Annotated in this window: 23 protein-coding genes; 13 read left to right on the top strand and 10 right to left on the bottom strand. The window is 45.1% G+C overall.

Annotation, left to right across the window (positions count from 1 at the left end; genetic code table 11):
- Positions 1–7: 7 nt before the first annotated feature.
- Positions 8–694, bottom strand: coding sequence for a glutathione S-transferase family protein (locus tag GYX26_RS08465; protein WP_174828880.1), 687 nt, complete (start codon positions 692–694; stop codon positions 8–10).
- A 189-nt stretch (positions 695–883) separates the two neighbouring features.
- On the opposite strand from GYX26_RS08465, the gene GYX26_RS08460 reads away from it, so the two are divergent.
- The 3 genes from GYX26_RS08460 to GYX26_RS08450 all read left to right on the top strand — a co-directional run bounded on the left by GYX26_RS08460 (position 884) and on the right by GYX26_RS08450 (position 3,364).
- On the top strand, positions 884–1,732 hold the full coding sequence (locus tag GYX26_RS08460) for a 23S rRNA (adenine(2030)-N(6))-methyltransferase RlmJ (RefSeq protein WP_174828879.1): 849 nt from the start codon (positions 884–886) through the stop codon (positions 1,730–1,732).
- Between the two features lie 105 nt (positions 1,733–1,837).
- Positions 1,838–2,818, top strand: coding sequence for a class 1 fructose-bisphosphatase (locus GYX26_RS08455; RefSeq protein WP_174828878.1), 981 nt, complete (start codon positions 1,838–1,840; stop codon positions 2,816–2,818).
- A gap of 54 nt (positions 2,819–2,872) precedes the next feature.
- Entirely contained in the window at positions 2,873–3,364 is a 492-nt protein-coding gene (locus GYX26_RS08450) for a peptidylprolyl isomerase (RefSeq protein ID WP_100091355.1), read from the top strand.
- 143 nt (positions 3,365–3,507) lie between these two features.
- Here GYX26_RS08450 and GYX26_RS08445 read toward each other — a convergent pair whose 3' ends face one another.
- The 4 genes from GYX26_RS08445 to GYX26_RS08430 form a co-directional block, all read right to left on the bottom strand.
- Positions 3,508–3,999 (bottom strand): prokaryotic membrane lipolipid attachment site family protein, encoded by a 492-nt coding sequence (locus GYX26_RS08445; protein ID WP_174828877.1) that lies wholly within the window; start codon positions 3,997–3,999, stop codon positions 3,508–3,510.
- Between the two features lie 162 nt (positions 4,000–4,161).
- Positions 4,162–5,094: a cysteine synthase A gene (gene cysK / locus GYX26_RS08440; protein ID WP_100091353.1), complete on the bottom strand. Its 933-nt coding sequence runs from the start codon at positions 5,092–5,094 to the stop codon at positions 4,162–4,164.
- A 348-nt stretch (positions 5,095–5,442) separates the two neighbouring features.
- Positions 5,443–8,028, bottom strand: coding sequence for a bifunctional aconitate hydratase 2/2-methylisocitrate dehydratase (acnB, locus tag GYX26_RS08435; RefSeq protein WP_174828876.1), 2,586 nt, complete (start codon positions 8,026–8,028; stop codon positions 5,443–5,445).
- Between the two features lie 264 nt (positions 8,029–8,292).
- The gene (locus GYX26_RS08430) at positions 8,293–9,189 is read right to left on the bottom strand and encodes a M48 family metallopeptidase (RefSeq protein WP_174828875.1); all 897 of its coding nucleotides are present in this window, start codon (positions 9,187–9,189) and stop codon (positions 8,293–8,295) included.
- A 367-nt stretch (positions 9,190–9,556) separates the two neighbouring features.
- On the opposite strand from GYX26_RS08430, the gene trkA reads away from it, so the two are divergent.
- From trkA to GYX26_RS08410, 4 genes are all read left to right on the top strand, one after another.
- Positions 9,557–10,954: a Trk system potassium transporter TrkA gene (gene trkA / locus GYX26_RS08425; protein ID WP_100091350.1), complete on the top strand. Its 1,398-nt coding sequence runs from the start codon at positions 9,557–9,559 to the stop codon at positions 10,952–10,954.
- A 12-nt stretch (positions 10,955–10,966) separates the two neighbouring features.
- Positions 10,967–12,472: a TrkH family potassium uptake protein gene (locus GYX26_RS08420; protein WP_174828874.1), complete on the top strand. Its 1,506-nt coding sequence runs from the start codon at positions 10,967–10,969 to the stop codon at positions 12,470–12,472.
- 110 nt (positions 12,473–12,582) lie between these two features.
- Positions 12,583–14,391 (top strand): lytic transglycosylase domain-containing protein, encoded by a 1,809-nt coding sequence (locus GYX26_RS08415; protein WP_238791261.1) that lies wholly within the window; start codon positions 12,583–12,585, stop codon positions 14,389–14,391.
- Between the two features lie 95 nt (positions 14,392–14,486).
- On the top strand, positions 14,487–15,029 hold the full coding sequence (locus GYX26_RS08410; RefSeq protein WP_174828873.1) for an isochorismatase family protein: 543 nt from the start codon (positions 14,487–14,489) through the stop codon (positions 15,027–15,029).
- A 220-nt stretch (positions 15,030–15,249) separates the two neighbouring features.
- On the opposite strand, the gene GYX26_RS08405 is transcribed toward GYX26_RS08410, so the two are convergent.
- Positions 15,250–15,714 (bottom strand): universal stress protein, encoded by a 465-nt coding sequence (locus GYX26_RS08405; protein WP_174828872.1) that lies wholly within the window; start codon positions 15,712–15,714, stop codon positions 15,250–15,252.
- 103 nt (positions 15,715–15,817) lie between these two features.
- Between GYX26_RS08405 and GYX26_RS08400 the strand changes: the two genes are divergently transcribed.
- From GYX26_RS08400 to GYX26_RS08375, 6 genes are all read left to right on the top strand, one after another.
- Positions 15,818–16,591 carry a ThiF family adenylyltransferase gene (locus GYX26_RS08400; RefSeq protein ID WP_174828906.1) on the top strand — a complete coding sequence of 258 codons (774 nt, stop codon included), beginning with the start codon at positions 15,818–15,820 and terminating at the stop codon, positions 16,589–16,591.
- The gene (locus GYX26_RS08395; protein WP_174828905.1) at positions 16,588–17,433 is read left to right on the top strand and encodes a ScpA family protein; all 846 of its coding nucleotides are present in this window, start codon (positions 16,588–16,590) and stop codon (positions 17,431–17,433) included. The genes GYX26_RS08400 and GYX26_RS08395 overlap by 4 nt, the downstream gene beginning before the upstream one ends.
- 58 nt (positions 17,434–17,491) lie before the next feature.
- The gene (locus GYX26_RS08390; RefSeq protein ID WP_174828871.1) at positions 17,492–17,971 is read left to right on the top strand and encodes a PaaI family thioesterase; all 480 of its coding nucleotides are present in this window, start codon (positions 17,492–17,494) and stop codon (positions 17,969–17,971) included.
- A complete protein-coding gene (locus GYX26_RS08385) occupies positions 17,968–18,405 on the top strand; it encodes a PaaI family thioesterase (protein WP_174828870.1) in 438 nt (145 codons plus the stop codon). Before GYX26_RS08390 ends, GYX26_RS08385 begins: the two co-directional genes overlap by 4 nt.
- Positions 18,406–18,501: 96 nt before the next feature.
- Positions 18,502–19,740 carry a nicotinate phosphoribosyltransferase gene (gene pncB, locus GYX26_RS08380; RefSeq protein WP_100112957.1) on the top strand — a complete coding sequence of 413 codons (1,239 nt, stop codon included), beginning with the start codon at positions 18,502–18,504 and terminating at the stop codon, positions 19,738–19,740.
- A 109-nt stretch (positions 19,741–19,849) separates the two neighbouring features.
- A complete protein-coding gene (locus tag GYX26_RS08375; RefSeq protein WP_174828869.1) occupies positions 19,850–20,260 on the top strand; it encodes an RNA-binding S4 domain-containing protein in 411 nt (136 codons plus the stop codon).
- A gap of 142 nt (positions 20,261–20,402) precedes the next feature.
- On the opposite strand, the gene GYX26_RS08370 is transcribed toward GYX26_RS08375, so the two are convergent.
- From GYX26_RS08370 to GYX26_RS08355, 4 genes are all read right to left on the bottom strand, one after another.
- Positions 20,403–20,963: a TIR domain-containing protein gene (locus GYX26_RS08370; RefSeq protein WP_174828868.1), complete on the bottom strand. Its 561-nt coding sequence runs from the start codon at positions 20,961–20,963 to the stop codon at positions 20,403–20,405.
- Between the two features lie 175 nt (positions 20,964–21,138).
- Positions 21,139–22,551, bottom strand: a complete 1,413-nt coding sequence (gene lpdA / locus GYX26_RS08365; protein WP_174828867.1) for a dihydrolipoyl dehydrogenase — start codon at positions 22,549–22,551, stop codon at positions 21,139–21,141.
- A 144-nt stretch (positions 22,552–22,695) separates the two neighbouring features.
- Positions 22,696–23,910, bottom strand: coding sequence for a 2-oxoglutarate dehydrogenase complex dihydrolipoyllysine-residue succinyltransferase (gene odhB, locus GYX26_RS08360; RefSeq protein ID WP_100112960.1), 1,215 nt, complete (start codon positions 23,908–23,910; stop codon positions 22,696–22,698).
- Positions 23,911–23,975: 65 nt separating this feature from the next.
- Complete coding sequence (locus tag GYX26_RS08355) at positions 23,976–26,801, bottom strand: 2-oxoglutarate dehydrogenase E1 component (RefSeq protein WP_174828866.1); 2,826 nt, start codon at positions 26,799–26,801, stop codon at positions 23,976–23,978.
- Positions 26,802–26,963: the final 162 nt, after the last annotated feature.

The raw sequence follows: 26,963 nt of genomic DNA, 5'->3' as shown, positions 1-26,963 counted from the left end.
TGAAGTTTCAGCGCGCAATACGATAAGGTTCATCCATGGCAATGAAATCTTTTTCTTCAAGTGCCTGAGCAATCCATGCTACTACAGCCTCAGTAGCACACAGAGTATTAATATAATTGGCCAGTACTTCTGAAGTGTGAATCTGGAAACCTTTTAACCTTAAACACATCGGAGCATAAAAAGCATCAGCAATACTGAACTCTCCAAACAGATATTTTCCCGCCGATGCAGCAAGCAGTGATGACAAATGCTGATCGAGAAAATCGATTTCCTGTTTTACAGCAGGAAAATCTCGCAGCACAATCTGGCCAATTTCTGGTAGCACCGCCTCAATATTCATTGGAAAATGCCGGCGTATATGATTAAACCCATTATGCATTTTAGCTACCACACTTCTGGCTTTGGCACGTGCTTTATAATCTTGTGGCCATAAGGGCAATTGCGGATGCCGTTCAGCCAGATATTCACAAATGGCCAGAGAATCACTCACCACCAAATCATCATCAGTTAAAACCGGCACGGTACCATAGGGGTTCAGTGGCAATATGGTTTGCTTAAAAACTGAATCAGCTGTAAAGCTGTCAAAACGCACCAGTCGTTCGGTAAAAACAATTTGAAAATGCTTCATCAACACCCACGGCCGCATAGACCAGGTGGAATAATTTTTATTACCAATATAAAGAGTGTAACTCATGGCCTTTATCTTTCTTTGTAGAACTATTGTATTAATCACAGTACATCATAACTGATTTACTCCTTGCTCTATGTATAAATCTGAAAGCAGATTTAGTAAATGCTGCTTATGCTGATTTTTTTGCCCATACACATAAATTCGGTACAATAACAGTTTAAGTTCATCAGTTTTTACAGCAGCCACTCACACATGCTCAGCTATCGTCATGCATTTCACTCCGGTAATCACGCCGACATTCTCAAACATTACTGCCTGATGGCAGTACTGGAATACTTCAAACTGAAAGACAAACCATATTGCTATATAGATACCCATGCAGGAGCAGGCCTATATAATCTGATTAGCAATGAAGCACAGAAAGTAGGCGAATACCGTGAAGGGATTGGCCGCATTCTGGCTGCAACCAGTCTGGACGCCAGTCTGCTACCGTTTCGTCAGGCAGTAACCGCCTGCCTGCCCGATGCTGAAAACTATTATTGTGGTTCCCCATGGCTGGCTCAGGCACTGGCACGGGAGCAGGATCGTCTGCGGTTGTTTGAATTACATCCAGCCGACGCCGAACTATTGCGCAGTAATATGCGTAGCATTAAACAGCCCAACCGCGCACAGGTATTCTGTGATGATGGATTCAAAGGCCTGTTATCGATGCTGCCGCCTCCCAGCCGGCGAGCTGTGGTATTAATAGACCCACCTTATGAATTAAAACAGGATTATCAGCAGGTAGTGGATACGCTTAAAGCTGCACTGAAAAAATTTTCCAGTGGCTGCTATATGGTCTGGTATCCATGCCTGAGTCGCGCAGAAAGCCAGAAACTGCCACAAAATCTGCAAAAACTGGTTCCAGATAATTTCGTTCAGGCAGAACTCTATGTCCATGCGCCGCGCCCAGATGGCTTTGGTATGCACGGCAGCGGCATGTTCATCATCAATCCGCCCTACTCTTTACCGCAGCTACTGGCTGAAGTATTACCGCCAATGACACAGCTACTGGCTCAGGATGACAGCGCACATTTTGTCCTGCAATCAAAAATTGCCTGAATTCACACAGGCAAAACACATCAGCCTGATTGACTGCAACGGCTTTTCAGTCTGGCTGACAAGGCTATTGTATAATGGTACCGAATTTTAAAAGGGAGTATTTGCATGTCCGTTTTACTGTCTGATTATCTGCAACAGCAACAACAAAACTATGCTGTTACACCGTTTTTACCTGAAGTCATCACCAGCATCAGTCAGGCATGTCTGAACATCAACCGCGAAATCCGTTTGGGTGCGCTGGATAACATTCTGGGCAGTGCACATACAGGCAACATTCAGGGAGAAGAGCAGAAAAAACTGGATGTACTATCCAATCAGATCATGATTGACATCCTGTCAGCCAATCCGGCTATTGCTGGCCTTGCCAGTGAAGAAGAAGATTCATTTGTTACAACCAGTAATGATGGCCGGTTTCTGGTGTTATTCGACCCGCTGGACGGTAGCTCCAATATAGACGTTAATATATCCATCGGCACCATTTTTTCAGTATTGGCCAAACCAGACGGCACCCTCACTACTGAAAGCTTTTTACAGCCCGGCCGGCAGCAGCTGGCCAGTGGTTATGTACTGTATGGGCCACAAACCATTCTGGTGCTGACATTGAAACATGGCATAGCCATGTTTACCCTTAATGAGCAGAATCAGTTTCAGCTAACTCAGGAAAATCCCCAGATTCCTGCCGCCACTGCTGAATTTGCCATCAATATGTCCAACCAGCGCCATTGGCAACCAGCGATGCAAAACTATATTGCTCAGTTACTGGCCGGCAAAACCGGTTGTCGTGGTAAAGACTATAATATGCGCTGGGTAGCTTCCATGGTAGCCGAGGTACATCGTATTCTCATTCGCGGCGGTATTTTTACCTATCCGCAGGATCAGCGTAATCCCGACAAGCCGGGCAAACTGCGTTTAATGTATGAAGCCAATCCAATGAGTCTGCTGATTGAGCAGGCACAGGGTGCGGCCACCAATGCCCGACAGAATATTCTGGATATCCAGCCAGAAGGATTGCACCAGCGTGTGGCCGTTGTACTAGGCAGTAAAGAAGAAGTCGACTACGTTACCGCTATGCACAATGCAAGCTAACCGTTGCAGACAACACTGCAAACTTTTTTGTTTCACTCCCATCAGGAGATACCAATGATTAAATTAACTACCAATTTTGGCGTTATCGGCATCGAACTTGACCATGACAAAGCGCCTAAAACCGCTGCAAACTTCGAACGTTATGTGCGTGAAGGCTTTTACGATGGCACAATTTTTCATCGCGTGATTGATAATTTCATGATTCAGGGCGGTGGCTTTGACAAAGACATGCAACAGAAACCAACGCATGAGCCGATTGAAAACGAAGCCAATAATGGTCTGAAAAATGATCGTTATACCATTGCCATGGCTCGTACCATGCAGCCCCATTCAGCCAGTGCGCAGTTTTTTATCAATGTGAAAGACAATGATTTCCTCAATCACACCAAACCGGATTTACACGGCTGGGGCTATGCTGTATTCGGCAAAGTAGTCGAAGGACAGGATGTGGTTGATCAAATCAAAGGCGTTAAAACCGGCAATCATGGCGGCCATCAGGACGTTCCGGTTGAAAATGTCATTATTGAAAAAGCCGAAATCGTTTAATCGGTATTTTGCAGCAGGCAGCCCTACAGGCTGCCTGTTTTTTTGTGTGCAAATGCTGCGACTTATTCTGGGCGTAAAAGAATTTGAGCAAAAAATACCCTGCCAACTTGAACAGGCAGGGTATTTTTATACATACACAATTATTATTGCAACGGCTTCATATTCATCACTTCCATCAGGAAGTTGGTAAATGCCGGATTGGCCGGTTTGGTACGCATTACCGGCCAGCGCTGCTGCCAGCCAGCCAAGGCATTCTGAATATAAGCTTTGGACTGCGCCGTATCAATTGAACCTTGCTGGCTTTGTACAGCACTACGCAAATAAATGGCATACATATCATCGTCTACCATATTATGCCCTACCTGAGCTATGCGGAACTGATCAAGCAACTGCGCAGCCTGAACCTTGGTGATACTGCCCTGAGAAACCTGAAAACTTAAGCGGGTAGCCTCATCACGGATTTTGGCCACATCAGACCAGTGACTGCCGGCTAAACGGTATTCAGCACTTGCAGCAGCACCATCCACTACTTGTACCGGCTTTATTTCCTTATTGCCACGCTTTTTAGGCATATCCAAAGATGAACAACCACCTAAAAAGGCTGCTACGACACATAATGCTAATGTTTTTTTCATCATTTGTTTACTCAACGTATATTACTTAAAACAAAAATCAAAGCCAGCTAGCTCAAGCGTGTGGCTGTACATATATTCACAATGATTGTACCACAGCCTTGACTGCAAGAAAAAACCGAACCAGTTTTCTGATTCGGTATCAGTCATGCAAAGTAAGATGATTTAAGCCAGATCGGCAAATAATGGTGTTGACAGATAACGTTCACCATAGGAAGGAATCAAAACCACAATCAGTTTATTTTTGTTTTCCGGTCTTGCTGCCAGCTGCAAGCCTGCCCACACTGCTGCGCCAGAAGAAATGCCTACCAGAATACCTTCTTTCGATGCCATAGCACGGGCGGTATCAAAACATACGTCATTAGGCACCTGAATGATTCCATCATACACATGTGTATTCAGAATTTTAGGTACAAAACCTGCGCCAATACCCTGTATCGGATGTGGTCCTTTGCAACCACCAGACAATATCGCTGAAGCTTCAGGTTCTACTGCATAAACCTCCACTCCGGGTTTCTTTTCTTTCAATACTTCACCCACACCGGTAATCGTACCTCCGGTGCCTACTCCGGCGACAAAGATATCAACCTTGCCATCAGTATCATGCCATATTTCCTGAGCAGTAGTTTCACGATGAATTTCAGGATTGGCCGGGTTTTCAAACTGCTGCGGCATAAAATATTTCTGCGGGTCAGAATCCACCAAAGCCTGTGCATGGGCAATAGCACCAGACATCCCTTCTGCTCCGGGTGTTAAAACCAGTTCAGCCCCGAATGCACGCAACAGCATGCGCCGTTCTTTACTCATCGTTTCCGGCATAGTGATGACCAGCTTGTATCCCCGAGCCGCACACACCATAGCCAGACCAATACCGGTATTACCGCTAGTTGGCTCTACAATCACAGTATCAGGATGGATTTTGCCCGCCTTTTCCGCTGCTGCAATCATGCTTGCAGCAATTCTGTCCTTAACACTGTTGCCCGGATTAAAAAATTCCAGCTTGACCACCAGCTTGCCGGGCAAACCGGCGCTCAAACGATTAAGCTGTACCAGCGGAGTATTACCAATCAGGTCAGTGATACTAGAGGCGATATTCATTTTTTATCCTTCGTCATTGAGAGATTGTCTTTATCATCATAGATTAAAACCAGAATCAGCCAAAATAATTTATCAGCGTGTTGATACAATTAATATTTATATAGGCATTGAGCAGATTTTTGGCATGGTTTTAAAATCCTAATTTTATTCATTTTATTGCAATAAAATGTGATAAATCATTATAGCAGTAATACGAAAATTTATTCATACAACCTCACACTTCAATCGACAGTTAACCAAATCTTTTATCTCCAGACCTGCTATTACATGCATATTCTGATTCAGCGTATATAAAAAAGGACTACCCTTACGGTAGTCCTGTTGTAGCAAGACAATAAATGCTTTGTCTTAAGCGTTAACTTTAGCTGCTACATCAACATAATCCTGAATTTCATTGAAGTTCATATAGCGATAAATTTCAATACCTTTATCATTAATAATGGCAATATTTTCGCGATATTCTTCAATACTCGGGATATGTCCCAATTTGGAACAAATTGCCGCCAGTTCAGCCGAGCTCAGATATACATTGGTATTCTTGCCCAAACGGTTGGGGAAATTACGGGTGGAAGTGGAAACCACGGTTGAACCTTCACGTGCCTGCGCCTGATTGCCCATACACAATGAGCAGCCCGGCATTTCCATCCGCGCACCTACTCGCCCAAGAATACTGTAATAGCCTTCATCCGAAAGTTCTTTGGCATCCATTTTAGTTGGTGGTGCTACCCACAAGCGTACTGGTAAATCGGTTTTACCATCAAGCAAGGTAGATGCTGCACGATAATGGCCAATATTGGTCATGCAGGAACCAATGAATACCTCATCAATATGCGTACCGGCAACATCAGAGAGGATTTTCACATCATCCGGGTCATTCGGACAGGCCAGAATAGGCTCTTTGATTTCATCCATATTGATATCAATAATGGCAGCGTATTCGGCATCAGCATCGGCTTCGAGCAATTTCGGTTGTGCCAGCCATTGTTCCATTTTCTGAATACGGCGTTTTAGGGTACGGGCATCCTGATAGCCATCTGCAATCATGTTTTTCAGCAACACAATATTGGACTTCAGATATTCTTCAATTGGCTCTTTATGCAGTTTCACGGTACAGCCAGCAGCGGAGCGTTCAGCAGACGCATCAGTCAGCTCGAATGCTTGTTCTACTTTCAAATCCGGTAAACCTTCGATTTCCAGAATACGGCCAGAGAAAATATTTTTTTTGCCGGCTTTGGCCACAGTCAGCAAGCCTTCTTTAATGGCCTGTAAAGGAATGGCATTAACCAAATCACGCAAGGTGATACCCGGCTGCATGGTACCGGAGAAGCGCACCAGTACAGATTCAGGCATATCCAGTGGCATTACACCAGTAGCAGCAGCAAAGGCCACCAGACCAGAACCTGCCGGGAAAGAAATACCCAGCGGGAAACGGGTATGCGAATCACCGCCGGTACCCACCGTATCCGGCAACAGCATCCGGTTTAGCCATGAGTGTATAATACCGTCACCTGGGCGCAGAGCAACACCTCCACGTGAAGACATAAATACCGGCAATTCCTTGTGGGTTTTTACATCTACAGGTTTCGGATAGGCTGCGGTATGACAGAAAGACTGCATTACCAGGTCAGCACTGAAACCCAGGCAGGCAAGGTCTTTCAGCTCATCCCGGGTCATTGGGCCAGTGGTATCCTGCGAACCAACAGTAGTCATACGCGGTTCACAATAAGTACCTGGCCTAACACCCTGTCCCTCAGGCAAGCCACAGGCACGGCCTACCATTTTTTGTGCCAGTGTAAAACCGGCCGTGCTCGGTGCGGGAGCCTGTGGCAAGCGGAAAACTTCTGAATGTCCCAGACTCAGGGCGTCACGTGCTTTCGCAGTCAGGCTACGGCCAATAATCAGATTAATACGGCCACCGGCCTGAACTTCATCAAGAATAACCTGAGATTTCAGTTCAAATTCGGCAACAGTTTCGCCGTTTTTAATAATTTTGCCTTCATATGGTAAAATATCAACTACATCACCCATTTCCAGTTTAGATACATCAACTTCAATAGGTAACGCCCCTGAATCTTCCTGAGTATTGAAAAAGATTGGCGCGATTTTGCCACCCAGACATACACCGCCAAAGCGTTTATTCGGTACATAAGGAATATCCTGCCCGGTATGCCAGATTACTGAATTGGTAGCTGATTTACGTGAAGAGCCGGTACCAACCACATCACCTACATACGCTACCAGATTACCTTTGGCTTTCAGTTCAGCCAGTTGTTTGATTGGTCCAACCTCGCCGGATTTATCCGGATTAATACCTTCACGCGGATTTTTCAGCATGGCCAGAGCATGCAGAGGAATATCCGGACGGCTCCAAGCATCAGGTGCTGGTGATAAATCGTCAGTATTGGTTTCACCCACTACTTTAAATACGGTAACAGTGATTTTTTCCGGTACTTTTTCACGGGTTGTGAACCATTCGGCATTTGCCCAGGATTCAATCACTTCACGCGCATACTGATTACCGGCGCGCATTTTTTCTTCCACATCATGGAACGCATCAAACATCAGCAAAGTATGTTTTAAGGCATTGGCGGCAGTAGCAGCCAGCTCTTCATTATCCAGAAATTCTACTAGCGGCTGAACGTTGTAGCCACCCAACATGGTACCAAGCAGTTCCACTGCAAATGTGGGCGTGATTAAAGGACTGCTAACGGTTTTTTCGGCAATGGCAGCCAGAAAAGATGCCTTGACCTTAGAAGCATCATCTACGCCTGGCGGCACACGATGTGACAGTAAATCAACCAGAAACGCTTCTTCTCCTTTGGGAGGATTTTTCAATAATTCAACCAATTCTTCTGTTTGCTTCGCTGTCAGCGGCAAAGGTGGAATACCCAGTGCTTCACGTTCAGCGGCGGCTGCGCGATAGGCTTCTAACATCTTGAACATCCTTAATGTAATGGTTTTTTAAATTTTTCTTGTAAATTTATTATGCATTACCAATGCAATAATATGAATGATAACCGAAAACACGGGCGATTGAAACAATTTGTAGTCTGATGTAGTCAACATCAGAAAGTGTAAAGATTAAAATAAAAGCAGCCTGTTACAGGCTGCCATACAAATATAAATAAACTGGATTTAACATGAAAATTTATGATTCTAATCAAACATTTCCATGCAATTATGCTGATTCAGTCAGTTTCAGGAACGATTTTTCTTTTTGGCTGTGCTCTTGCGAACATTATTGGCTCCTGAGTATCCTGCGCTCACATCTGGCTTTTGCCGCGTGATATTATTTTGTTTAGCCTGCTCATAAACGGGTAATACTTCAGGTAACATTTTTTTCAGTGCCGTAATGCGCGCATCATTACTTGGATGGGTAGTTAACAGGCTCGTACTACTATTATTGCCAAAAACCTTATTCATTTTTTCCCATACCGTAATGGCTGCATGCGGGTTATATCCTGCCTGTGCCATTAATTGCAAGCCACCGGCATCAGCCTGATTTTCCCGATGACGTGAATAAGGCAGAGTCAGGCCATACTGATTTAATATATCTTTATAGAGCCCCGCACGGTCTGAACTGACACCTGTTTTTGACTGCAACGCAGCACTGCCCAGTTCAAGAGCAGTACTGGTGAGGATTTGCTGCCCTGCGGCTTTTTTACTGTGTTCCTGCAGAGCATGAGTCATCTCATGGCCCACAATCGCCGCGATTTCATCATCGCTGAGATTCAGACGCTGAACAATACCAGTATAAACCACCATTTTGCCACCCGGCATGGCAAAAGCATTAGGTTCATCGCTGCGAATAACATTAAGCTGCCAGTCAAATGGCACACCTGTCTGATTGGCAGCATTGGCATACGGTACCAGACGCTGAAAAACGGCACGTACACGTCTGGCCACGGGTGTATTGGTTTCAATCGCACCTTCAGCCTTGGCCTGTCCCATCATTTGGGTATAGCTTTTAGCCGCGCTGGCATTAAGCGTTTGTGTATCATAACCCATTACATCAGCTACCTGAGCACAACCACCCAGTGCCAAATAAATTGCCGCCAGAGTTATTAATTTAGATTGCCGCCTGATTGAATACATAATCTATCCATGATTAAAAACTAATTGAAAAAAATTATCACTTCTTAGGGTTTTACATTCAGCCATAAATGTAAAACATGGTTTTATTATATTGTATTAAATTAATTTATTCGCACAGTTTTTAACAAAATAAAAACCCGTCAAGATGATCGTCGTTTCTCCGTAGTGTCAATATGGCTCAATATCCTTTCAATGCTGATAAAATTCATATATTTAAACCTTGCTCCCTCAGCCAAACCAGTGACACATATAGCATATTAAATAATATGGTTAATCTAAAGTTGTGTAGCGGTTTTACACCAATATTTGCACCTGAGAGTACAAAGGCTACAATGCAGATGATTACCACTGAGGTGATGTAAATAACGTGAAAATATTGATTCTTGGCTGTGGACAGGTAGGCTCGACCATCGCCAGCAATTTGGCCAGAATGACCAATAATGATGTTACCATTATTGATATCAACGAGAATGCCTTACAGAAAATCAATCAGCGTCTGGATGTGCAGACAATTGTAGGTAATGGCGCCTGGCCTTCCGTCTTGTCTGCCGCCGGCGCTCAAGACGCAGACATGATTTTGGCCTTAACCCAGAGCGATGAAACCAATATGGCCGCCTGCCGCATTGCCTATGCCTTATTCAACACCCCTAGCCGCATTGCCCGGGTACGTTACAGTGATTTTGTTGAATTTGAAACCGGTAACAATAATTATAAAACCAGTCTGGACTTATTCAATATTACCGAGGCCATTAGCCCGGAGCAGCTAGTAACCGAGCAAATCGTCAATCTGTTGCTGCATTCCAGCGCCCTGCAAATTCTGCGTTTTGCACACGATAGAATTCGTCTGTTGGTAATCCGTGCCCAGAATGGAGGCATGTTGATTAATCAGCCCATCAGCACCCTGAAACAGCATCTGGAAGAAGGCGTAGATTGCCAGATTTGTGCTATTTACCGCAATAATCGCCTGCTTGTACCCACCGGCAGCACCGTATTGCTGGAGGGTGATGAAGTTTTTGTTCTGACACCTACTGCATATCTTGAAAATATCATGCGCGAGCTGCGGCCAATCAACAAACGCACCCGTCGGATTATGATTGCCGGCGGTGGTAATATTGGCTATCGCGTGGCCAGACAACTGGAAACACGTCTGGATATCAAAATTATCGAGCGCAGGCAAAACCGTGCTGAATGGCTGGCAGAAAACCTCAACAATACCCTTGTGCTGGTAGGCAATGCCTCGGATGAAAGCCTTCTGGAAAATGAATATATTGATGAAATTGATGTTTTCTGTGCACTTACCAATGATGATGAAAATAATATCATGTCAGCGATGCTGGCTAAAAACCTGGGCGCCAAACGGGTAATGGCGATTATCAATCGTTCAAGTTACGTTGATTTATTGCAGGGAAGTGCCATCGATATCGTGATATCTCCGCATCTGATTACCATTGGCTCAATTTTAACGCACGTGCATCTGGGCGACATTATGGCAGTTTATCCATTGCGCCGGGGCTCGGCGGAAGCAATTGAAGTAGTTCTGCATGGTGACCGCCATACCTCCAAGCTGATAGGACGCACCATGTCGCAACTGCGTCTGCCGGGTGGCTGTTACTTCGGCGCCGTAGTTCGAGATGAAAAAATTATTATGTATCATACCGATACAGTACTTGAAGATGGAGACCATGTAATATTTTTTGTGGCTCGGCGCAGAGCTGTTCAGGATCTGGAAAAAATGATTCAGGTCAAACTGGGCTTTTTTGCCTAAGGCAGTATCATTATGAATCACTTTACCAACCGTTTTACCTTACGGCACAAGGAATCAGGTTTTATCAACAAAATTGCGCCAACTGCACACATTGTGGCTAAAACCGGCTTTCTGTTTTCCATGTTGCTACTGGCGCCGACGGTTGTCTCTTTACTATACATGGACCACGTGTTTCCAGCCTTCGCCTTTACTGCTGGTATCAGCATGAGTGTATGTGCAGTAACCTGGCTACTGACCATGCGTTATAACCGTGAACTGCGTCCGCGTGATGGCTATACACTGGTGTTCATGTTATGGATTGGCTTTGCTCTGATTGCCTGTCTGCCGTTTTACATTTACTTGCCCGGGCTGGGCTTTACCAATGCTTATTTCGAAGCCATTTCCGGCCTGACAACCACTGGCGCTACTATTATCACCAGTCTGGATACACTGGCACCATCATTAAACTTCTGGCGCCATATGCTCAACTGGTTGGGCGGTATGGGCATTATTGTACTGGCTGTGGCAATTATGCCGATGCTGGGCGTTGGTGGCACACAGTTATTCAAGGCCGAAATACCGGGAGTGAATAAAGACAGCAAAATGGCTCCGCGTATTTCTGAAACAGCCAAACGCTTATGGGGTGTTTATGTACTTTTTACCATAATCACCCTATTGGCTCTGCGTCTGGCCGGCATGAGCTGGTTTGATGCAGTATGTCATGCCATGGCAGCGTTTTCACTCGGTGGCTTTTCCACTCACGATAACAGCATTTCCTATTTTAATTCAGTTCCGATTGAAGTTATTCTCAGCATGGCCACCCTTCTGGGTGCAATAAATTTCAGTAATCACTTTAATGCCTTACAAAAAAGATCATTGCGCTATTACTGGCGCGACGAAGAAGTCAGGGTATTGCTGTGTGTACTGTTTTTCAGTATTCTGGGCATTAGCCTGTATCTGTGGTGGCATAGCTTTTATTCGTTTGCCGAAGCATTTCGTTATACCAGTTTTAATCTGATTTCAATCGGACTGGCTAATGGCTACTCTAATACCGATTTTGCCAAATGGCCTTTAATAGCCTCATTATGGATGTTTTTTTTGTCGAACATTCTTTCCAATGGGGGGTCTGCCGGTGGTGGTATCAAAACTGTACGCGCCATTGTGCTGTTCAAATTCAGCCTGCGTGAAATGCTGCTGATGCTGCATCCCAATGCAGTCAGCATGGTAAAAATCAATGGCAGCAATATTCCCGACCGGCGTGCGCTGACGGTAATGGCCTTTGTGTTTGTATACGTGATTACCATCATTTTATTCAGCTTTGCCCTGATGATGAGCGGATTGGATTTTCTGTCTGCACTTACAGCGGCGATTAGCTGTATCACCAATGCAGGCCCCGGGCTGGGTGCAGTTGGCCCGACAAACAATTTTGCTTTCCTTTCAGATATCCAAAAGTGGTTATGCATCGTCATCATGCTGCTTGGACGTCTGGAAATTTTTACTGTTTTTATTCTCTTTACACCAGCCTACTGGAAAAAATAAATTACATTATGAGAAAAATTGAAGGAAAAAATTTGATTAAATACTTAATGAAGCTGAAATCAAAGCTGTCTGTTCAACAGCATTATCTCATTTCAGGCGCCCTGCTTCTGATGACAGCATGCAGCAATCAGCAAGAAGTAGCTCTTCAGCCGATTAACAAGAATACAGGCAATGCTATTTTGCCAGGCACCCAAGCTACAGAAACACCGGATAAAGTCATCGGCAGTTTCCAGCAATATCAGAATGCGCTCAAAGCAGCAAAAAACGGCGACGACGTGCTACCGGCACAATTTCTTGCCCAGCAGCCAGCCAGTGCAATGAGTAACAGTATCCGCAATATCTGGTTACAACAGTTAGGTAAACGCGGAAACTGGCAGGTCTTCAGCCAGCAATATGCATTACTGGACAAAAATTTTCGTGAACAGGAAACACGCTGCTATGCTGCATTGGCTGGAATAGATAATGATTCGGATTTATTGGTCAGTCTGAGCAGGGAAACAGGTAATCTTCCGCAAGGGTGCGACCGCTGGTTGGAACAGGCTGCGGCCCGTCAGCAAATCAGCGCGCAAAATGGCTGGCGCCGTGTGCGATACTTATTGGCACTGAATCAGGTTTCCAATGCACGCAATCTGGCTCAGGCACTGGGCAGCCCTTTACCCGACTCACTCGGTAGCAGCACGGGTGGCAGTCAAGGTGCACAGGAAGCATTGCTGTATCAGGTGATTAACAAAGAAAATCGCGGCAAAGACAGTGCGGCTGCCAAATTACAACAGTTATCAGCCAGCCTGACAACAGAGCAAACCGGTTTTGGCTGGGCACAACTGGGGCTGGCACAGGCTTATAACCTCAATGCGGCCAAAGCGCTGAATTATTTTGATCGTGCTGACTCGGCACAGATGAGTAATGAAATGTGGGAATGGTATGCCCGTTCAGCCCTGCGCTTACAGCAATGGCAAAAACTGAGCAACATTATTCGCAGCATGCCGCAGGCACTCCAGCAACAGGTTACGTGGCAATACTGGCTGGCGCGCAGTTATCGTGCATTGGGACAAAATAGTCAGGCTCAGGAAATATTCGAGCAGACAGCACAACGCGGCCGCAATTTTTATTCCCTGCTGGCAACAGAAGCACTGGGCAGAAAGGCAAATACCCAGAGTACTGTAGCCAAAAGCAGCCAGCAGGTACAAAGTAAAATAGCAGCAGACGGCAATATCCATCGTGCCATAACTTTGTTTAAAGCCGCACAGTCAGAAAATAACTGGCCGATGCGCCGTCAGGCACAACAGGAATGGCGCTATGCCACACGTAATTACAACGATGATACGCAAATTGCTGCCGCAACGCTGGCTGAAAACACCGGTTTTTATGAAATGAGCATCTATAGCGCAGACAAAGCCGATGGCCAACTGAACTATGAATTACGCTATCCTGCCCCATTCAGAGAATTGACTGTTCCTTATGCCCAGCAGGCTGGTATCGACCCTGCATGGGTTTATGGCTTAATCCGGCAGGAAAGCCGCTTTATGATTGGTGCTCGCTCAAGTGTGGGTGCTACCGGCCTGATGCAGGTTATGCCAGCCACAGCCCGCGATATAGCCAAACGGCTGGGCATGGACAGCAGCGAACTGTATACCATGCGCGGCAATATCCGCATGGGTACATGGTATATGAGCAATGTACGCAACCAGTTTGCTGATGAAGTACTGGCTACAGCCGGCTACAATGCTGGGCCGGGTCGAGCCCGGCGCTGGCAGGCGAATATTCCACTGGAAGGGGCAATTTACGCCGAGACCATTCCCTTTGATGAAACCCGTACCTACGTCAAAAACGTAATGGCTAATGCCACTTATTATGCCAATCTATTCGGTGAACCCCGTACCACACTGACAGAACGCATGGGTACCGTGCCTGCGCGCTAACGAGTCTGCCCGGATTAACCTGAGTTAACTTTTAGCTGCATACAAATACAGCATAATTGACATGCAGATTACTCAACCATTAGTGAAAGCAAACCATGTTGATAGACAGCAAACGCTCCGCAGTATTAATGATTGATTTACAGACACGCCTGTTACCAGCCTTGAATAATACAGAAGAATTGCTGGCCAATAATATATGGCTGGCGGGACTGGCGCATGACATGGCTATTCCTACCTTAATCAGCGAACACTGCGTAGACAAAATTGGCGCAACCCGAGAAGAAATCATTACCGCCGCGCCACAAGCCAGAATCGTACAGAAACAGAGTTTTTCCGTATTTTCCGCCGGTGTGCTAACTGAAGATACCCTGCATCAGGCCAACCAGATTATTATTTCTGGTATAGAAGCCCATATCTGTGTATTACAGACTGCTTTAGACTTGCGCGCACATGGTTACGAAGTTTTTGTGGTTGCAGATGCGGTCAGCTCGCGCCGGCAACGTGACGTTGAATTGGGGCTGGCACGCATGCAGGCCAGCGGTTGTGAAATCGTTAGTCGTGAAATGATTGCATTTGAATGGCTAGGTAGTGCAAATAATCCGCAATTCAGAGAGATTCACAAAAAATACATCCGTTAACCCAGCCAGTATATTCGGAAATAAAACCGCACTTTTATTTAAATCAATAGTGCAGTTTGATTGTTGCACAGTCAGCATAATATTCACAACAATACCAGCCAAAAAGCTGAATCTGTTTTAAAACAGATTCAGCTTTTATTGATATAAAACCCATAGAAAATTTCGAAAGCTTAACTGCTGCCAAATTATTTATTCGAACCAACAATTGGCCTGATTAACCTTAGCTATTGGCTTCACTTCGAATAATCAATAATGGCAGATTGGTTTCGCGCATAACAGTTTCTGCAAAACTGCCCATCAGTAAATGCATCAAACCGCTACGCCCATGAGTACCCAGAATAATCAGATCGCTACCATTCCCATCAGCATAATCAACCAGCATCTGAGCCATTTCCTTTGCCCCCTTATTGGCAATCAGCAAATGACGATGCACTCTGCCTGCCGGCAAGGCAGCTTCGGCTTTTTCCACCGCAGCGTCCAGTACCGTATTACCCTCTGACAAGGCAGCAGCTTCATAACTTTCATGCTGCAAAAACTCGGGAGCCAGAGCCATATATTCAGTTGGATTGGCCACATTGACAACAGTTAATTCCGCATCTTCACCCTTAGCCAGACCAATAGCATGATCTAGAGCATTTTCTGAAGTATGGCTGCCATCTACCGCCACCAGTAAATGTTTATACATGAAACTCTCCTTATCCTTTTTAGCAATTCGAATCATTTAGCAGATACAGTATAATACCACTACCTGCTTAAAACGGCTTTCTGGATTTTATTACGTGTCGCAGATATTCAATTTTTCAGCAAACTATCAACGCCGCTTCGGTGGCATCGCACGATTGTACGGCGAAGACTGCCTGCAACGTTTCGCTTCGGCACACGTCTGTGTAGTTGGTGTGGGCGGCGTGGGCTCATGGGCAATAGAAGCACTGGCGCGCAGTGGCATCGGTGCACTAACACTGATTGATCTGGATAACGTGGCCGAATCGAATATCAATCGTCAGCTGCCAGCTTTAATCAGCCTGATCGGCAAGCCTAAAGTCGAAGCTCTGGCAGAACGTATTGTCGATATTAATCCCGAATGTCAGGTCACCTGTATAGAAGATTTTGTTGATACAGACAATCTCAGCCAGATATTCAGCCAGCCTTTTGATTTTGTCATTGATGCCATCGATCAGGTACGCGTAAAAGCAGCGATGGCCGCTTTCTTTATCGCCCGGCGCCAACCTTTTATTGTGTCAGGAGGCGCTGGCGGACAAAAAAATGCCGGTTTGATTCAAAGTGCTGATTTAAGCCGGGTAACCAACGACCGCATGCTGGCCAATATGCGTTATACATTACGTAAACGACATGGATTCAGTCGCCAGCCAGCCGATAAAATGCATATATCCTGCATCTATTCCAGCGAAAATATTACACCGCCGCAGACTGGTATCTGCCATAGCGAACAAACTGCCCCGCAAGGCCTCTCCTGTGCCGGCTATGGTGCTGCCATGGTTGTGACAGCCAGCTTTGGCTTACGTTGTGCTCAAGCCTGTCTGGAACATCTGTGCAAACAATGAACGCAGACATGAGTACAGTAAATACCGCGGAAAAAACTGTAGCTGTACTTTTCGGACAGCCAGTTACTGAGATTCCGCACGACCTGTTTATCCCGCCTGATGCCCTGCAAGTCGTTTTACAGAGTTTTGAAGGCCCGCTGGATTTACTGCTGTATCTGATTCGCAAACAGAATATCGATGTACTTGATATTCCCATGCTCACAGTAACCGAACAATATCTGTCCTATATCCATCAAATGCAGCAGCACGAACTGGATTTAAGAGCCGAATATTTGTTAATGGCAGCAGTACTGATTGAAATTAAAACCCGGTTACTTCTGCCTACCCCGCCCGCCAGCGAGGAAGAAGCAGCCGATCCGCGTGCCGAACTGGTACGCCGCCTGCTTGCCTATGAACAGATGAAACTGGCGGCTGCCGAACTGGATGCCTTACCCCGTGCAGGACGTGATTTTGCCTGGGCGTGGCTACCCGTAGAACTGGTTGCCATTACCCAGCCACCGCAAGTACAGGTAGCAGATTTAACTCGTGCATGGCTGGCGATTCTGGCACGCTCCCAGCACAAGCGCAGCCATAATGTCGTCAAAGAAACCTTATCCGTACGCGCCCAGATGACCGCCGTTTTACGCCATCTGCAAACCCGTCAGCACTGTTACTTTACCGAACTTTTCGGCCGCAACGACAGTTTGGCACTGGTAGTCACTACTTTCATCGCATTGCTGGAACTAGCCAAGGAAGGACTGGTCTACATTACCCAGCACAGCACTGAAGACCCAATTGCCATTCAGACTGCTGGTGTGGAAGCTGGCACCGATTCAACACCGGTTAATGAATCAGCTCCATAGTGACAAGCACAGTGAAAAACCCTAATATAACAATTAATATTTACATCAGGATATCCTCATGCCTGCCCAGCCCGGGTTATTTAAAACCCTGTTTAATCATTATCTGAATTTACCGCATTGCCGCTGGTTAAAAATTTATGGAGACTGTAGCTCCAGTGAACCGGTTATCTCTGTTGACTGGCGCGATGAACTGCTTGAAAACACTGACAGCGGCAATATTCATGGCGGTGTAATCACTACACTTGTGGACATGGCTTCTGCCTGCTCACTGGCCGCATTATTTCAGCAGTTTGAAACCACAGCCACACTGGATATGCGCATAGATTACCTGAAACGGCCTACAGCCAATCAATCAATTCATGTTCGTGCGCATTGTTATCGACAGGAAGGACAGATTGCCTTTATTCGTAGCCATTGCTTTCAGGAAGATGAAAATCAGCCCTTTGCTCTGGGTATGGCCACCTTTATCCATACCCCGCTATCCGAAACAGAACAGCAGGCATTACAAGCGTACCTGCAACAGGAGCAGGCCAAATGAATCCGAATATTTTCCAGCTGGATACACAATTAACCGGCAAAGCTCATCAGCTTATGCCTTATAGTGCAGCAATTAATCTGAAAATCGGAACAGACAGCCAGAACAAACGTCTTTACTGCCTGCCTTTTGCTCAACAGAATATTGGTAATATATTCCTGCCCGCACTTCATGGCGGCCTGATTGGCGGCTTTTTACAAAGCTGTATTAATTTATATCTGCTGGAGCAGCAAAACCTGTCTGAACCCGCCCGGATAATTGACTACACAACAGATTATTTACTTAGTGGTAAGGCACTGGACAGCTATGCCCAATGTCAGATTCTGCATGCCGGTAAGCGCATTTCACACGTTACCGTAACAATGTGGCAAAACCAGCCAGATAAACCTATTGCTTTTGCACGTGCGCACTTGCAAATGCCTGCAATAGCCGGATGAAAAAAGTAAACTGCTAGCCCATACCAGAAATCTGTATAAATACTTTTCTGGAATAGCATTACAACTTCATTTATTTTCAAGAGTTAAACCTGCGATATGGCCATAGATACCAACCGTCCGCCGATTATCCAGTCACTATTGGATACAGATTTATACAAATTCACCATGCTTCAGGTTGTCCTGCATCAGTTTCCTCAGGCTACTGGTGTCTATGAGTTTCGCTGTCGTAATAACCATGAAACAGAATATCCGCTGGGCGATATTCTGGCAGAACTTGACTGGGAGCTGGATCGCCTTTGTCAGATAAGATTTACCGCAGACGAATTACAATACCTGCGCAGCCTGCGCTTTATCAAGAGCGACTTCGTTGACTATATGGAACTGTTTCAACTGAAACGCCGTTTCATCAAAACATCCATAGACAGCAACCAGTACCTGAATATCCGTATCGAAGGCCCCATCATACAGGCAATGTTTTTTGAAATATTTGTTCTTTCCATTGTCAACGAACTATATTTTCACCGTCTGGAAACTCCCGAGATACTGGCCGAAGGCGAGCGCCGCCTACAGGCAAAAGCTGAGCTGATACACCACTATGCATCAGAACAACAATATTACAGCTCACCATTTATCGTTTCTGATTTTGGTACTCGACGCCGTTATCGTTATTCATGGCAAAAACATGTCGTAAAAACCCTTCACCAAGCTGCCCCCAATGTTTTTCGCGGAACCAGCAACGTACATATTGCCAAAGAGCTGGGTCTGATTCCCATTGGTACCATGGCCCATGAATTCTTACAAGCCTTTCAGGCTCTGGATGTGCGTTTACGAGATTTCCAAAAGGCAGCATTGGAAGCATGGGTACATGAATATCGTGGCGATCTGGGCATAGCCTTAACCGACGTAGTCGGCATGGATGCCTTCCTGCGCGATTTCGACCTGTATTTCGCCAAACTGTTTGACGGACTGCGCCATGACAGTGGCGATCCCTATATCTGGGGAGAAAAAGCATATGCCCATTATCAGAAACTTAAAATAGACTCACGTACTAAAATGTTAACCTTTAGTGACGGCTTGGATCTACAGCGCGCCTGGGATTTATATATCCACTTTAACAGCCGTTTCAAAACCAGTTTCGGAATTGGTACCAATTTCACCTGCGATATGGGCTTAACACCATTGAATATTGTATTAAAACTGGTTGAATGCAACGGACAATCTGTAGCCAAAATATCTGATTCTCCCGGTAAAACCATGACAGACAACAACACTTTTCTGGCTTATCTGCGGCAAATTTTCGACATACCAGACAGCACTGCCGTAAAAGCGGATTAAAGCAGAACAACAAGCGCAAATTTCTGCCACAAAATTGCTAAATAATTCAATCTGTCATTTATCAGCACTTAAGATAAATACAGACAATCATCAGGATGGATATAAATTAATGAGTAAGAACAACAACATCAGCACAACAAGCATGCGTCTGGATAAATGGCTATGGGCAGCAAGATTTTTTAAAACCCGTGCTCTGGCACAAAAACATATTGAATTAGGACGCGTTCAGGTCAATGGCGCCAAAGTCAAAAACAGTAAAAACATCCAGATTGGTGACATCATCGACTTAACCCTCAATTCCCTACCCTATAAAATTCAGGTACAGCAGCTTAATCAAATGCGTCGTCCGGCACCGGAAGCGCGTTTACTTTATAGCGAAGACAGTAGTATCGCCACCAAACGGGAAGAAATGAAAGCCCTGAATCAGGCCAGCCAGATAAGTGCCGCATATCCTGATGGCAGACCCACCAAACGTGACCGCAGAGCACTTGATAAAGTAAAAAGACATTGGGAAGAATAAAACTCAGCGTACTGGCTTCATGTGTGCAAAAAACTCTTTTCATATTCGCGATAATTGACTTTGAACAGCTTTAAATAGCGTGGTTAAAACATTTTCATTATCTATATCAACAAACATTGCATACTGATCAGGCCAATTAACATCAAAGCATCAGCATATAATTATTTGGTCTGATATAGCTACTTTTAACAAAATTATTTTTCTTAAGAGCCTTGGCAACCATCTCTTTATCGAACGGGACATGTAAAACCGGAACCTGAGTTTTTAAATGCTTGAATATGGGTAGTTTATTCCAGTAATAATGTAATTTAAAATTTACATTGTTTTTTCCAGTAACCAGCATATCCTTTTTTTCACGCAATTCAGTATAAATCACAATAACTGGTAATTTAAGATATCCAATACCATATTCAATCTCCTCTTTCACAGTCCGCGATTGAAAAGTATCTTCACTCAAAATCAAAATCAAATTATCAGCATGGTTCAAGCGTTCTCTAATGCGTGGTTTTAAAACACTTTCCCAATCACTACCGTCACGGACATCATATTTTTTATCATGGACATCATTAAACGGAAAAAGTGCATCCAGGCTTTTCCAAGTTCTCAACTGCTTATAATAAAAATAATCTTTCTGAATTAACGCACCAGCAGTAAATTCATTAAAAGGTTCTTCTACATAAAAAACACAGTAATTTTTAGGCATAGACTTCCTCTAACGTACTTATTACAGGAAAAAACGTTAAAATAACAGATACTACCTTAAATAAAAACAAAATACCACATAAAAACTTTAATATACAAATACATATATTCAATCGTAATAATATATAAAACCCGCATCTTTTAGAATACGGGTTAAATCTGCACAACAATCAATATTATTTAACTGAAGAAGCAGCCTCATGCATGGCTTCAGATAATGTCGGATGAGCATGAACAATGCGGGTAATGTCTTCACTGGATGCCTTAAAGTCCATAGCCATCACAGCTTCGGCAATCAGTTCAGAAGCCACAGGTCCGATGATATGCACACCCAGCACACGATCCGTATCTGCATCCGCTAGAACTTTAACAAATCCCTTGGCCTGTCCCATACCAAGAGCACGACCGTTAGCAGCAAAACTGGACTGACCTTTTTTATACTTCACGCCAGCAGCTTTTAACTGCTCCTCAGTCTGGCCAACCCACGCAATTTCCGGATGAGTATACATAACTGCCGGAATAGTATTCATATCCACAAAAGGTTTCTGCCCAGCAATACGCTCAGCCACAGCCACACCCTCAGCAGAAGCTTTATGCGCCAGCATCGGGCCACGTACCACATCACCAATCGCCCACACATTTGGCAGACTGGTACGGCACTCATCATCAACCACAATAAAGCCGCGTTCATCTTTTTGCAGGCCAACACCTTCGGCATTCAGGCCATTGGTATTGGGAATGCGGCCAATTGCAATAACCAGCTTATCAAAGGTTTCCGTTTTTTCTTCACCGGCAACAGTGTATTTAACAGTTACACTGTTTTCACCCTTAACAATTTCATTAACCGTTACACCAAGATGAATATTCAGGCCCTGTTCTTTAGTGAAAACCTTGAAGGCCTCCTTGGCAACCTGCTGATCAGCAGCAGCAAGGAACGTAGGCATGGCTTCCAGAATGGTAACTTCCGCGCCCAGACGGTTCCATACAGAGCCCATTTCCAGACCAATCACACCAGAACCAATCATACCCAGTTTGGCTGGCACAGCTTCAAGATTCAGTGCACCTTCATTATCCAGCACATTAACATTATCAATCTCAGTTAAAGGCAGTGGACGTGGCAGAGAACCAGTAGCCACGATTACATGCTTGGCAGTAACCAACTGTTTAGTACCATTGGTATCCACCTCTATCTGCCATAAACCATCAACCTGGCCTTGCAGAGAACCTTTACCAAAAATACTTTCTACTTTTTCTTTTTTGAACAGAAAGCCAATGCCATTAGTCAACTTGCTAACAATAGCATCTTTACGTTCAATCATTTTCTTGGCATCAAAGCCTTTAACCTGGACATCAATACCGTGTTCAGCAAATTCAGTTTGCGCTGCATGGTAATTTTCACTGGTCTGCAACAAAGCCTTCGAAGGAATGCAACCCACATTCAGGCATGTACCGCCCAATGCTGGTCCATCACCTTTTTTATTCAAACCAGCATCAATACAGGCTGTCTTAAAACCCAGCTCAGCAGCACGAATAGCAGCAACATAGCCACCAGGACCAGCACCAATTACCACAACGTCAAATTGAGACATCAAAATTCCTTTCAATCATGAATATTTCTGACTGATAAAATAAAACCGCAATGTGGCACAAACGCCATTTTATCCGCTGTGGCCATCATTACGGTTATCATCCTCAGACTGCACTGTTACTTTTACAGCAGTCAGTCAATTTTCTTACAGCTCCAGCAGCAAACGTGCAGGATCTTCCAGAGCATCCTTAATGGCTACCAGAGTCAATACTGCTTCACGGCCGTCAATCAGACGGTGGTCATAAGACAGAGCCAGATACATCATCGGACGTACCACAACCTGACCATTTTCAACTACAGCGCGTTCTTTGGTAGCATGCATGCCCAAAATGGCTGATTGAGGCGGATTGATAATTGGCGTAGACATCATTGAACCGAAAGTACCACCATTGGTAATACTGAAAGTACCACCAGTCAGATCTTCCAATGCCAGCTTACCATCTTTGGCTTTTACCGCATAATCATGAATTGCCTGTTCGATGTCAGCAATACTCATCTGATCAGCATCACGCAGAATCGGCACCACCAGACCACGAGGACTGCCAATAGCAATACCAATATCAAAATAGCCATGATAAACAACATCTGTGCCATCAATAGAAGCATTTACAACAGGGTATTTCTTCAAAGCAGCAACCGCAGCTTTAACGAAGAAAGACATAAAGCCCAGTTTAACTCCATACTCTTTCTGGAACTGTTCTTTATAACGGTTACGCAAATCCATAACCGGTTTCATGTTTACTTCATTAAAAGTAGTCAGAATGGCATTTTCATGCTGTGACTGCAATAAACGTTCAGCAACACGGGAACGCAGACGTGACATCGGCACACGTTGCTCTACACGGTCACCGGCAGTAGCAGGTGCAGCAGCCTTAGTAGTAGCCATTGTAGGAGCAGCAGCCAGAGCAGATGCAGCAGCGGCAACATCTTCTTTTAGTACACGACCATCACGGCCTGAGCCCTGAATAGTAGCTGTATTCACACCTTTTTCCGCAGCCAGTTTGGCAGCAGCAGGCATAGCAACACCAGCCTGAGACTGATTAGCCGGTGCAGCACTTACAGGAGTAGCAGCAGGAGCAGCTTCCTGTGCTGCCGCAGCCGGAGCAGCGGCTTCAGCAGTAGCTGAAGTATCAATTTTAGCCAGCAACTGACCAGCAGTCACAGTTGCACCATCAGCTTCAATAATTTCCACCAGTTTACCCGCCTGCTGGGCTGGCAATTCCAATACAACTTTATCCGTTTCCAAATCAATCAGGTTTTCGTCACGCTGTACGAAATCTCCCACTTTTTTATTCCAGGTCATCAGAGTGGCTTCAGTCACACTTTCTGGAAGCATGGGAACGGTTACATCAATAATCATGGATTACTCCTAAAAAAGGCCGGAGGCCACCACCCAGGTGGCCAGTTATTCAGAATGGATTCGGATTATTTCAATTCCAGAGCATCATCTACCAGTTGTTTCAGCTGGGCAACATGTTTACTCATATAGCCCACTGCTGGTGAAGCGCTGGCCGGACGACCAGCAAAAATAACTTTTTGCTTGCTGCCGGCAATTTTTTCAATACGATGACGAATCTGATACCATGCACCCTGATTTTTTGGCTCTTCCTGAGCCCACAGAATTTCAGTTGCATTAGGATAGCGGCTCAATTCAGCAGCCAGCTGTTCGTATGGGAACGGATACAGCTGTTCCACACGAATGATTGCAATATCTTTGCCCAGATCACGTTCCAGACGCGCTTTATTGATATCGTAATACACCTGACCGGCACACAGAATCACCCGTTTAACGCTGCTTTCATTACCTTCAACCTGATCGCCGATTACCGGACGGAAAGCATGACCTTCAGTGAAATCACTGAGCTGGCTCATGGATTCATTGAAACGCAACAGGCGTTTGGACATGAAAATAACCAGTGGTTTGCGGTATGGACGCAGTACCTGACGGCGCAATACATGGAACATCTGAGAAGCTTCAGACGGCATAACAACCTGAATATTTTCTTCAGAGCACAATTGCAGCCAGCGTTCCAGACGACCAGAAGAGTGTTCTGGGCCCTGACCATCATAGCCATGAGGTAAAATCACAGTTAAGCCACACAAACGGCCCCATTTAGTTTCACCAGAAGTAATAAACTGGTCAATTGCTACTTGAGCACCATTAGCAAAGTCACCAAATTGTGCTTCCCAGATAACCAGTTGGTCAGGTGCACTGCAAGCAAAGCCATATTCATAAGCCAATACAGCTTCTTCATTTAAGATTGAATCAATTACCAGGAAAGAGGCCTGATTTTCACTCAAATTGCGTAGCGGTACATAGGCACCGGCATCGCTTTTTTCGCGTTTCTGGTCGTGCAATACAGCATGACGGTGAGAGAAAGTACCACGGCCGGAATCTTCACCTGAAATACGCACACCATTGCCATTGCTTACCAGACTGGCATAAGCCAGTGTTTCTGCCATGCCCCAATCAACAGGCTGTGTACCTTCAGCCATGGCAACACGATTAGCCAGCATTCTCTTCACAGTATTATGTGGCGTAAAATCTTCTGGCAGCGTAGTAAATTTTGCAGTCAGACGTTGAATATCTGCGGCAGGAATACCGGTTTCAACCGGATGGTTCCAGTGAGTGCCCATATAAGGCTTCCAGTCTACTGCGTATTTATGGTTGTAATCAGTCAGCGTAGTCTGTTCAACATGTTCACCTTTATCCAGCGCATCACGATAAGCCTGAATCAGCCCATCCGCTTGCTCTTTAGTAATCACATTTTCGCTTACCAGACGCTCTGAATACAGTGCACGTGTTCCCGGGTGCTGATGAATCTTGTTATACATCATTGGCTGCGTCAGCATTGGGTCATCACCTTCGTTATGGCCCAGTTTACGGAAGCAAACAATATCTACTACCGCGTCTTTACCGAATGACTTGCGATAATCCATCGCCAGACTTACTACATAGCTCACCGCTTCAGGGTCATCACCATTCACATGGAAAATCGGTGCATCAACCATTTTAGCCAGATCTGTACAATACACAGTTGAACGTGTATCACGCAAATCAGAAGTGGTAAAGCCAATCTGGTTATTGATCACAATATGAATAGTGCCACCAGTAGTATAGCCACGGGTTTGGGACAGATTGAAATTAGCCTGATTCACACCCAGACCGATAAACGCAGAATCACCATGAATCAATACCGGCAACACAGCCTGGCGGCCAGACTCACCACGACGTTTCTGCCGTGCACGGACAGCACCTTCAACTACCGGATTAACAATTTCCAAGTGAGAAGGGTTGAAAGCCAGTGAAACGTGCAACGGACCATTACCAGTAGCCAGATCAGAAGTAAAACCCATATGGTATTTCACGTCACCGCTAGGCAGAGTGGTTGTATATTTACCCTCAAACTCGCTAAATAAATCGCGTGGTTCTTTACCAAGGATATTGACCAGCACATTCAGGCGGCCACGGTGAGCCATACCAATCATGACTTCTTCAACACCCTGATTGCCACAATGCTGCGTCAGATAATCCAGAGCAACAATCGTACTTTCGCCACCTTCCAGTGAGAAACGCTTCTGGCCGACATAGCGGGTATGCAAATAACGTTCCAGTGTTTCTGCAGCAGTTAACTGTTTCAGAATGCGGCGTTTATATTCAGGAGTAAAACTGCCAGCTGATAAATCTTTTTCTACCCGCTCCTGAACCCAGTTGCGTTCATCCGGGCGGGTAATGTGCATAAATTCCACACCTACCGTACCGCAGTAAGTCTGATCCAGCTTATTAATAATTTCACATAAAGGCAGCTTCTGACTACGTGCAAAATCACTACCAGTATAGAATCTGGTAGACATATCAGCATCCGTCAATCCGTATTGTGCCGGATCCAGTTCAGCCAGATATTCTTTAGAACGACGTTTTAACGGATCCAGATTAGCATTGCGACTACCCAGAATACGATAAGCATTCATCAGATTTAATACTGATACCTGCTTTTGCAACATATTTAAATCAACACTGCCCTGCGCAGCGGTACCATGCTGTCTGGACAGATTGGCAAAAGATTCCTGAATCGGTAATTGCGGGATATCTTTGGCAACATAGCCTGGCAATGCAGCTACTTTGTCAAAATAATCTTTCCAGTATTCATCAACTGAATCTCGATCTTTCAGGTAGTTCTCATACAGCTCCTCAATGTAAGGAGCATTGGCACCATATAAATAAGAAAGACTGGTTTGTTCTTCCATCATGGTAAAAACCCTTTTTTACCTTAAACTAATAAAACAGGAATATCACTATCCCCTACCAATATTCAATTCGAGAATCGAATGCCGATTCCAGATTACCGCATATCAACATACCGATTCCAGATCACCACGCGCATACATAGGGATGAAGCATCAGTATGTTTC

Origin of the sequence: Snodgrassella sp. ESL0253 (genome assembly GCF_013344965.1) — a bacterium.
Classification (GTDB): Bacteria; Pseudomonadota; Gammaproteobacteria; order Burkholderiales; family Neisseriaceae; genus Snodgrassella; species Snodgrassella alvi_B.
This window is presented reverse-complemented; position numbering and strand designations above follow the sequence as displayed.

What these genes read in the sequence shown, in the direction of transcription:
- cysK (WP_100091353.1), bottom strand. Translation starts at nt 5,094, where the DNA reads ATGAATATCGCCTCTAGTATCACTGACCTGATTGGTAATACTCCGCTG.
- GYX26_RS08445 (WP_174828877.1), bottom strand. Translation starts at nt 3,999, where the DNA reads ATGAAAAAAACATTAGCATTATGTGTCGTAGCAGCCTTTTTAGGTGGT.
- GYX26_RS08355 (WP_174828866.1), bottom strand. Translation starts at nt 26,801, where the DNA reads ATGATGGAAGAACAAACCAGTCTTTCTTATTTATATGGTGCCAATGCT.
- GYX26_RS08420 (WP_174828874.1), top strand. Translation starts at nt 10,967, where the DNA reads ATGAATCACTTTACCAACCGTTTTACCTTACGGCACAAGGAATCAGGT.
- GYX26_RS08385 (WP_174828870.1), top strand. Translation starts at nt 17,968, where the DNA reads ATGAATCCGAATATTTTCCAGCTGGATACACAATTAACCGGCAAAGCT.
- GYX26_RS08370 (WP_174828868.1), bottom strand. Translation starts at nt 20,963, where the DNA reads ATGCCTAAAAATTACTGTGTTTTTTATGTAGAAGAACCTTTTAATGAA.
- GYX26_RS08465 (WP_174828880.1), bottom strand. Translation starts at nt 694, where the DNA reads ATGAGTTACACTCTTTATATTGGTAATAAAAATTATTCCACCTGGTCT.
- lpdA (WP_174828867.1), bottom strand. Translation starts at nt 22,551, where the DNA reads ATGTCTCAATTTGACGTTGTGGTAATTGGTGCTGGTCCTGGTGGCTAT.
- acnB (WP_174828876.1), bottom strand. Translation starts at nt 8,028, where the DNA reads ATGTTAGAAGCCTATCGCGCAGCCGCCGCTGAACGTGAAGCACTGGGT.
- pncB (WP_100112957.1), top strand. Translation starts at nt 18,502, where the DNA reads ATGGCCATAGATACCAACCGTCCGCCGATTATCCAGTCACTATTGGAT.
- GYX26_RS08455 (WP_174828878.1), top strand. Translation starts at nt 1,838, where the DNA reads ATGTCCGTTTTACTGTCTGATTATCTGCAACAGCAACAACAAAACTAT.
- GYX26_RS08375 (WP_174828869.1), top strand. Translation starts at nt 19,850, where the DNA reads ATGAGTAAGAACAACAACATCAGCACAACAAGCATGCGTCTGGATAAA.
- GYX26_RS08410 (WP_174828873.1), top strand. Translation starts at nt 14,487, where the DNA reads ATGTTGATAGACAGCAAACGCTCCGCAGTATTAATGATTGATTTACAG.
- GYX26_RS08395 (WP_174828905.1), top strand. Translation starts at nt 16,588, where the DNA reads ATGAACGCAGACATGAGTACAGTAAATACCGCGGAAAAAACTGTAGCT.
- GYX26_RS08390 (WP_174828871.1), top strand. Translation starts at nt 17,492, where the DNA reads ATGCCTGCCCAGCCCGGGTTATTTAAAACCCTGTTTAATCATTATCTG.
- GYX26_RS08405 (WP_174828872.1), bottom strand. Translation starts at nt 15,714, where the DNA reads ATGTATAAACATTTACTGGTGGCGGTAGATGGCAGCCATACTTCAGAA.
- GYX26_RS08460 (WP_174828879.1), top strand. Translation starts at nt 884, where the DNA reads ATGCTCAGCTATCGTCATGCATTTCACTCCGGTAATCACGCCGACATT.
- odhB (WP_100112960.1), bottom strand. Translation starts at nt 23,910, where the DNA reads ATGATTATTGATGTAACCGTTCCCATGCTTCCAGAAAGTGTGACTGAA.
- GYX26_RS08430 (WP_174828875.1), bottom strand. Translation starts at nt 9,189, where the DNA reads ATGTATTCAATCAGGCGGCAATCTAAATTAATAACTCTGGCGGCAATT.
- GYX26_RS08450 (WP_100091355.1), top strand. Translation starts at nt 2,873, where the DNA reads ATGATTAAATTAACTACCAATTTTGGCGTTATCGGCATCGAACTTGAC.
- GYX26_RS08415 (WP_238791261.1), top strand. Translation starts at nt 12,583, where the DNA reads ATGACAGCATGCAGCAATCAGCAAGAAGTAGCTCTTCAGCCGATTAAC.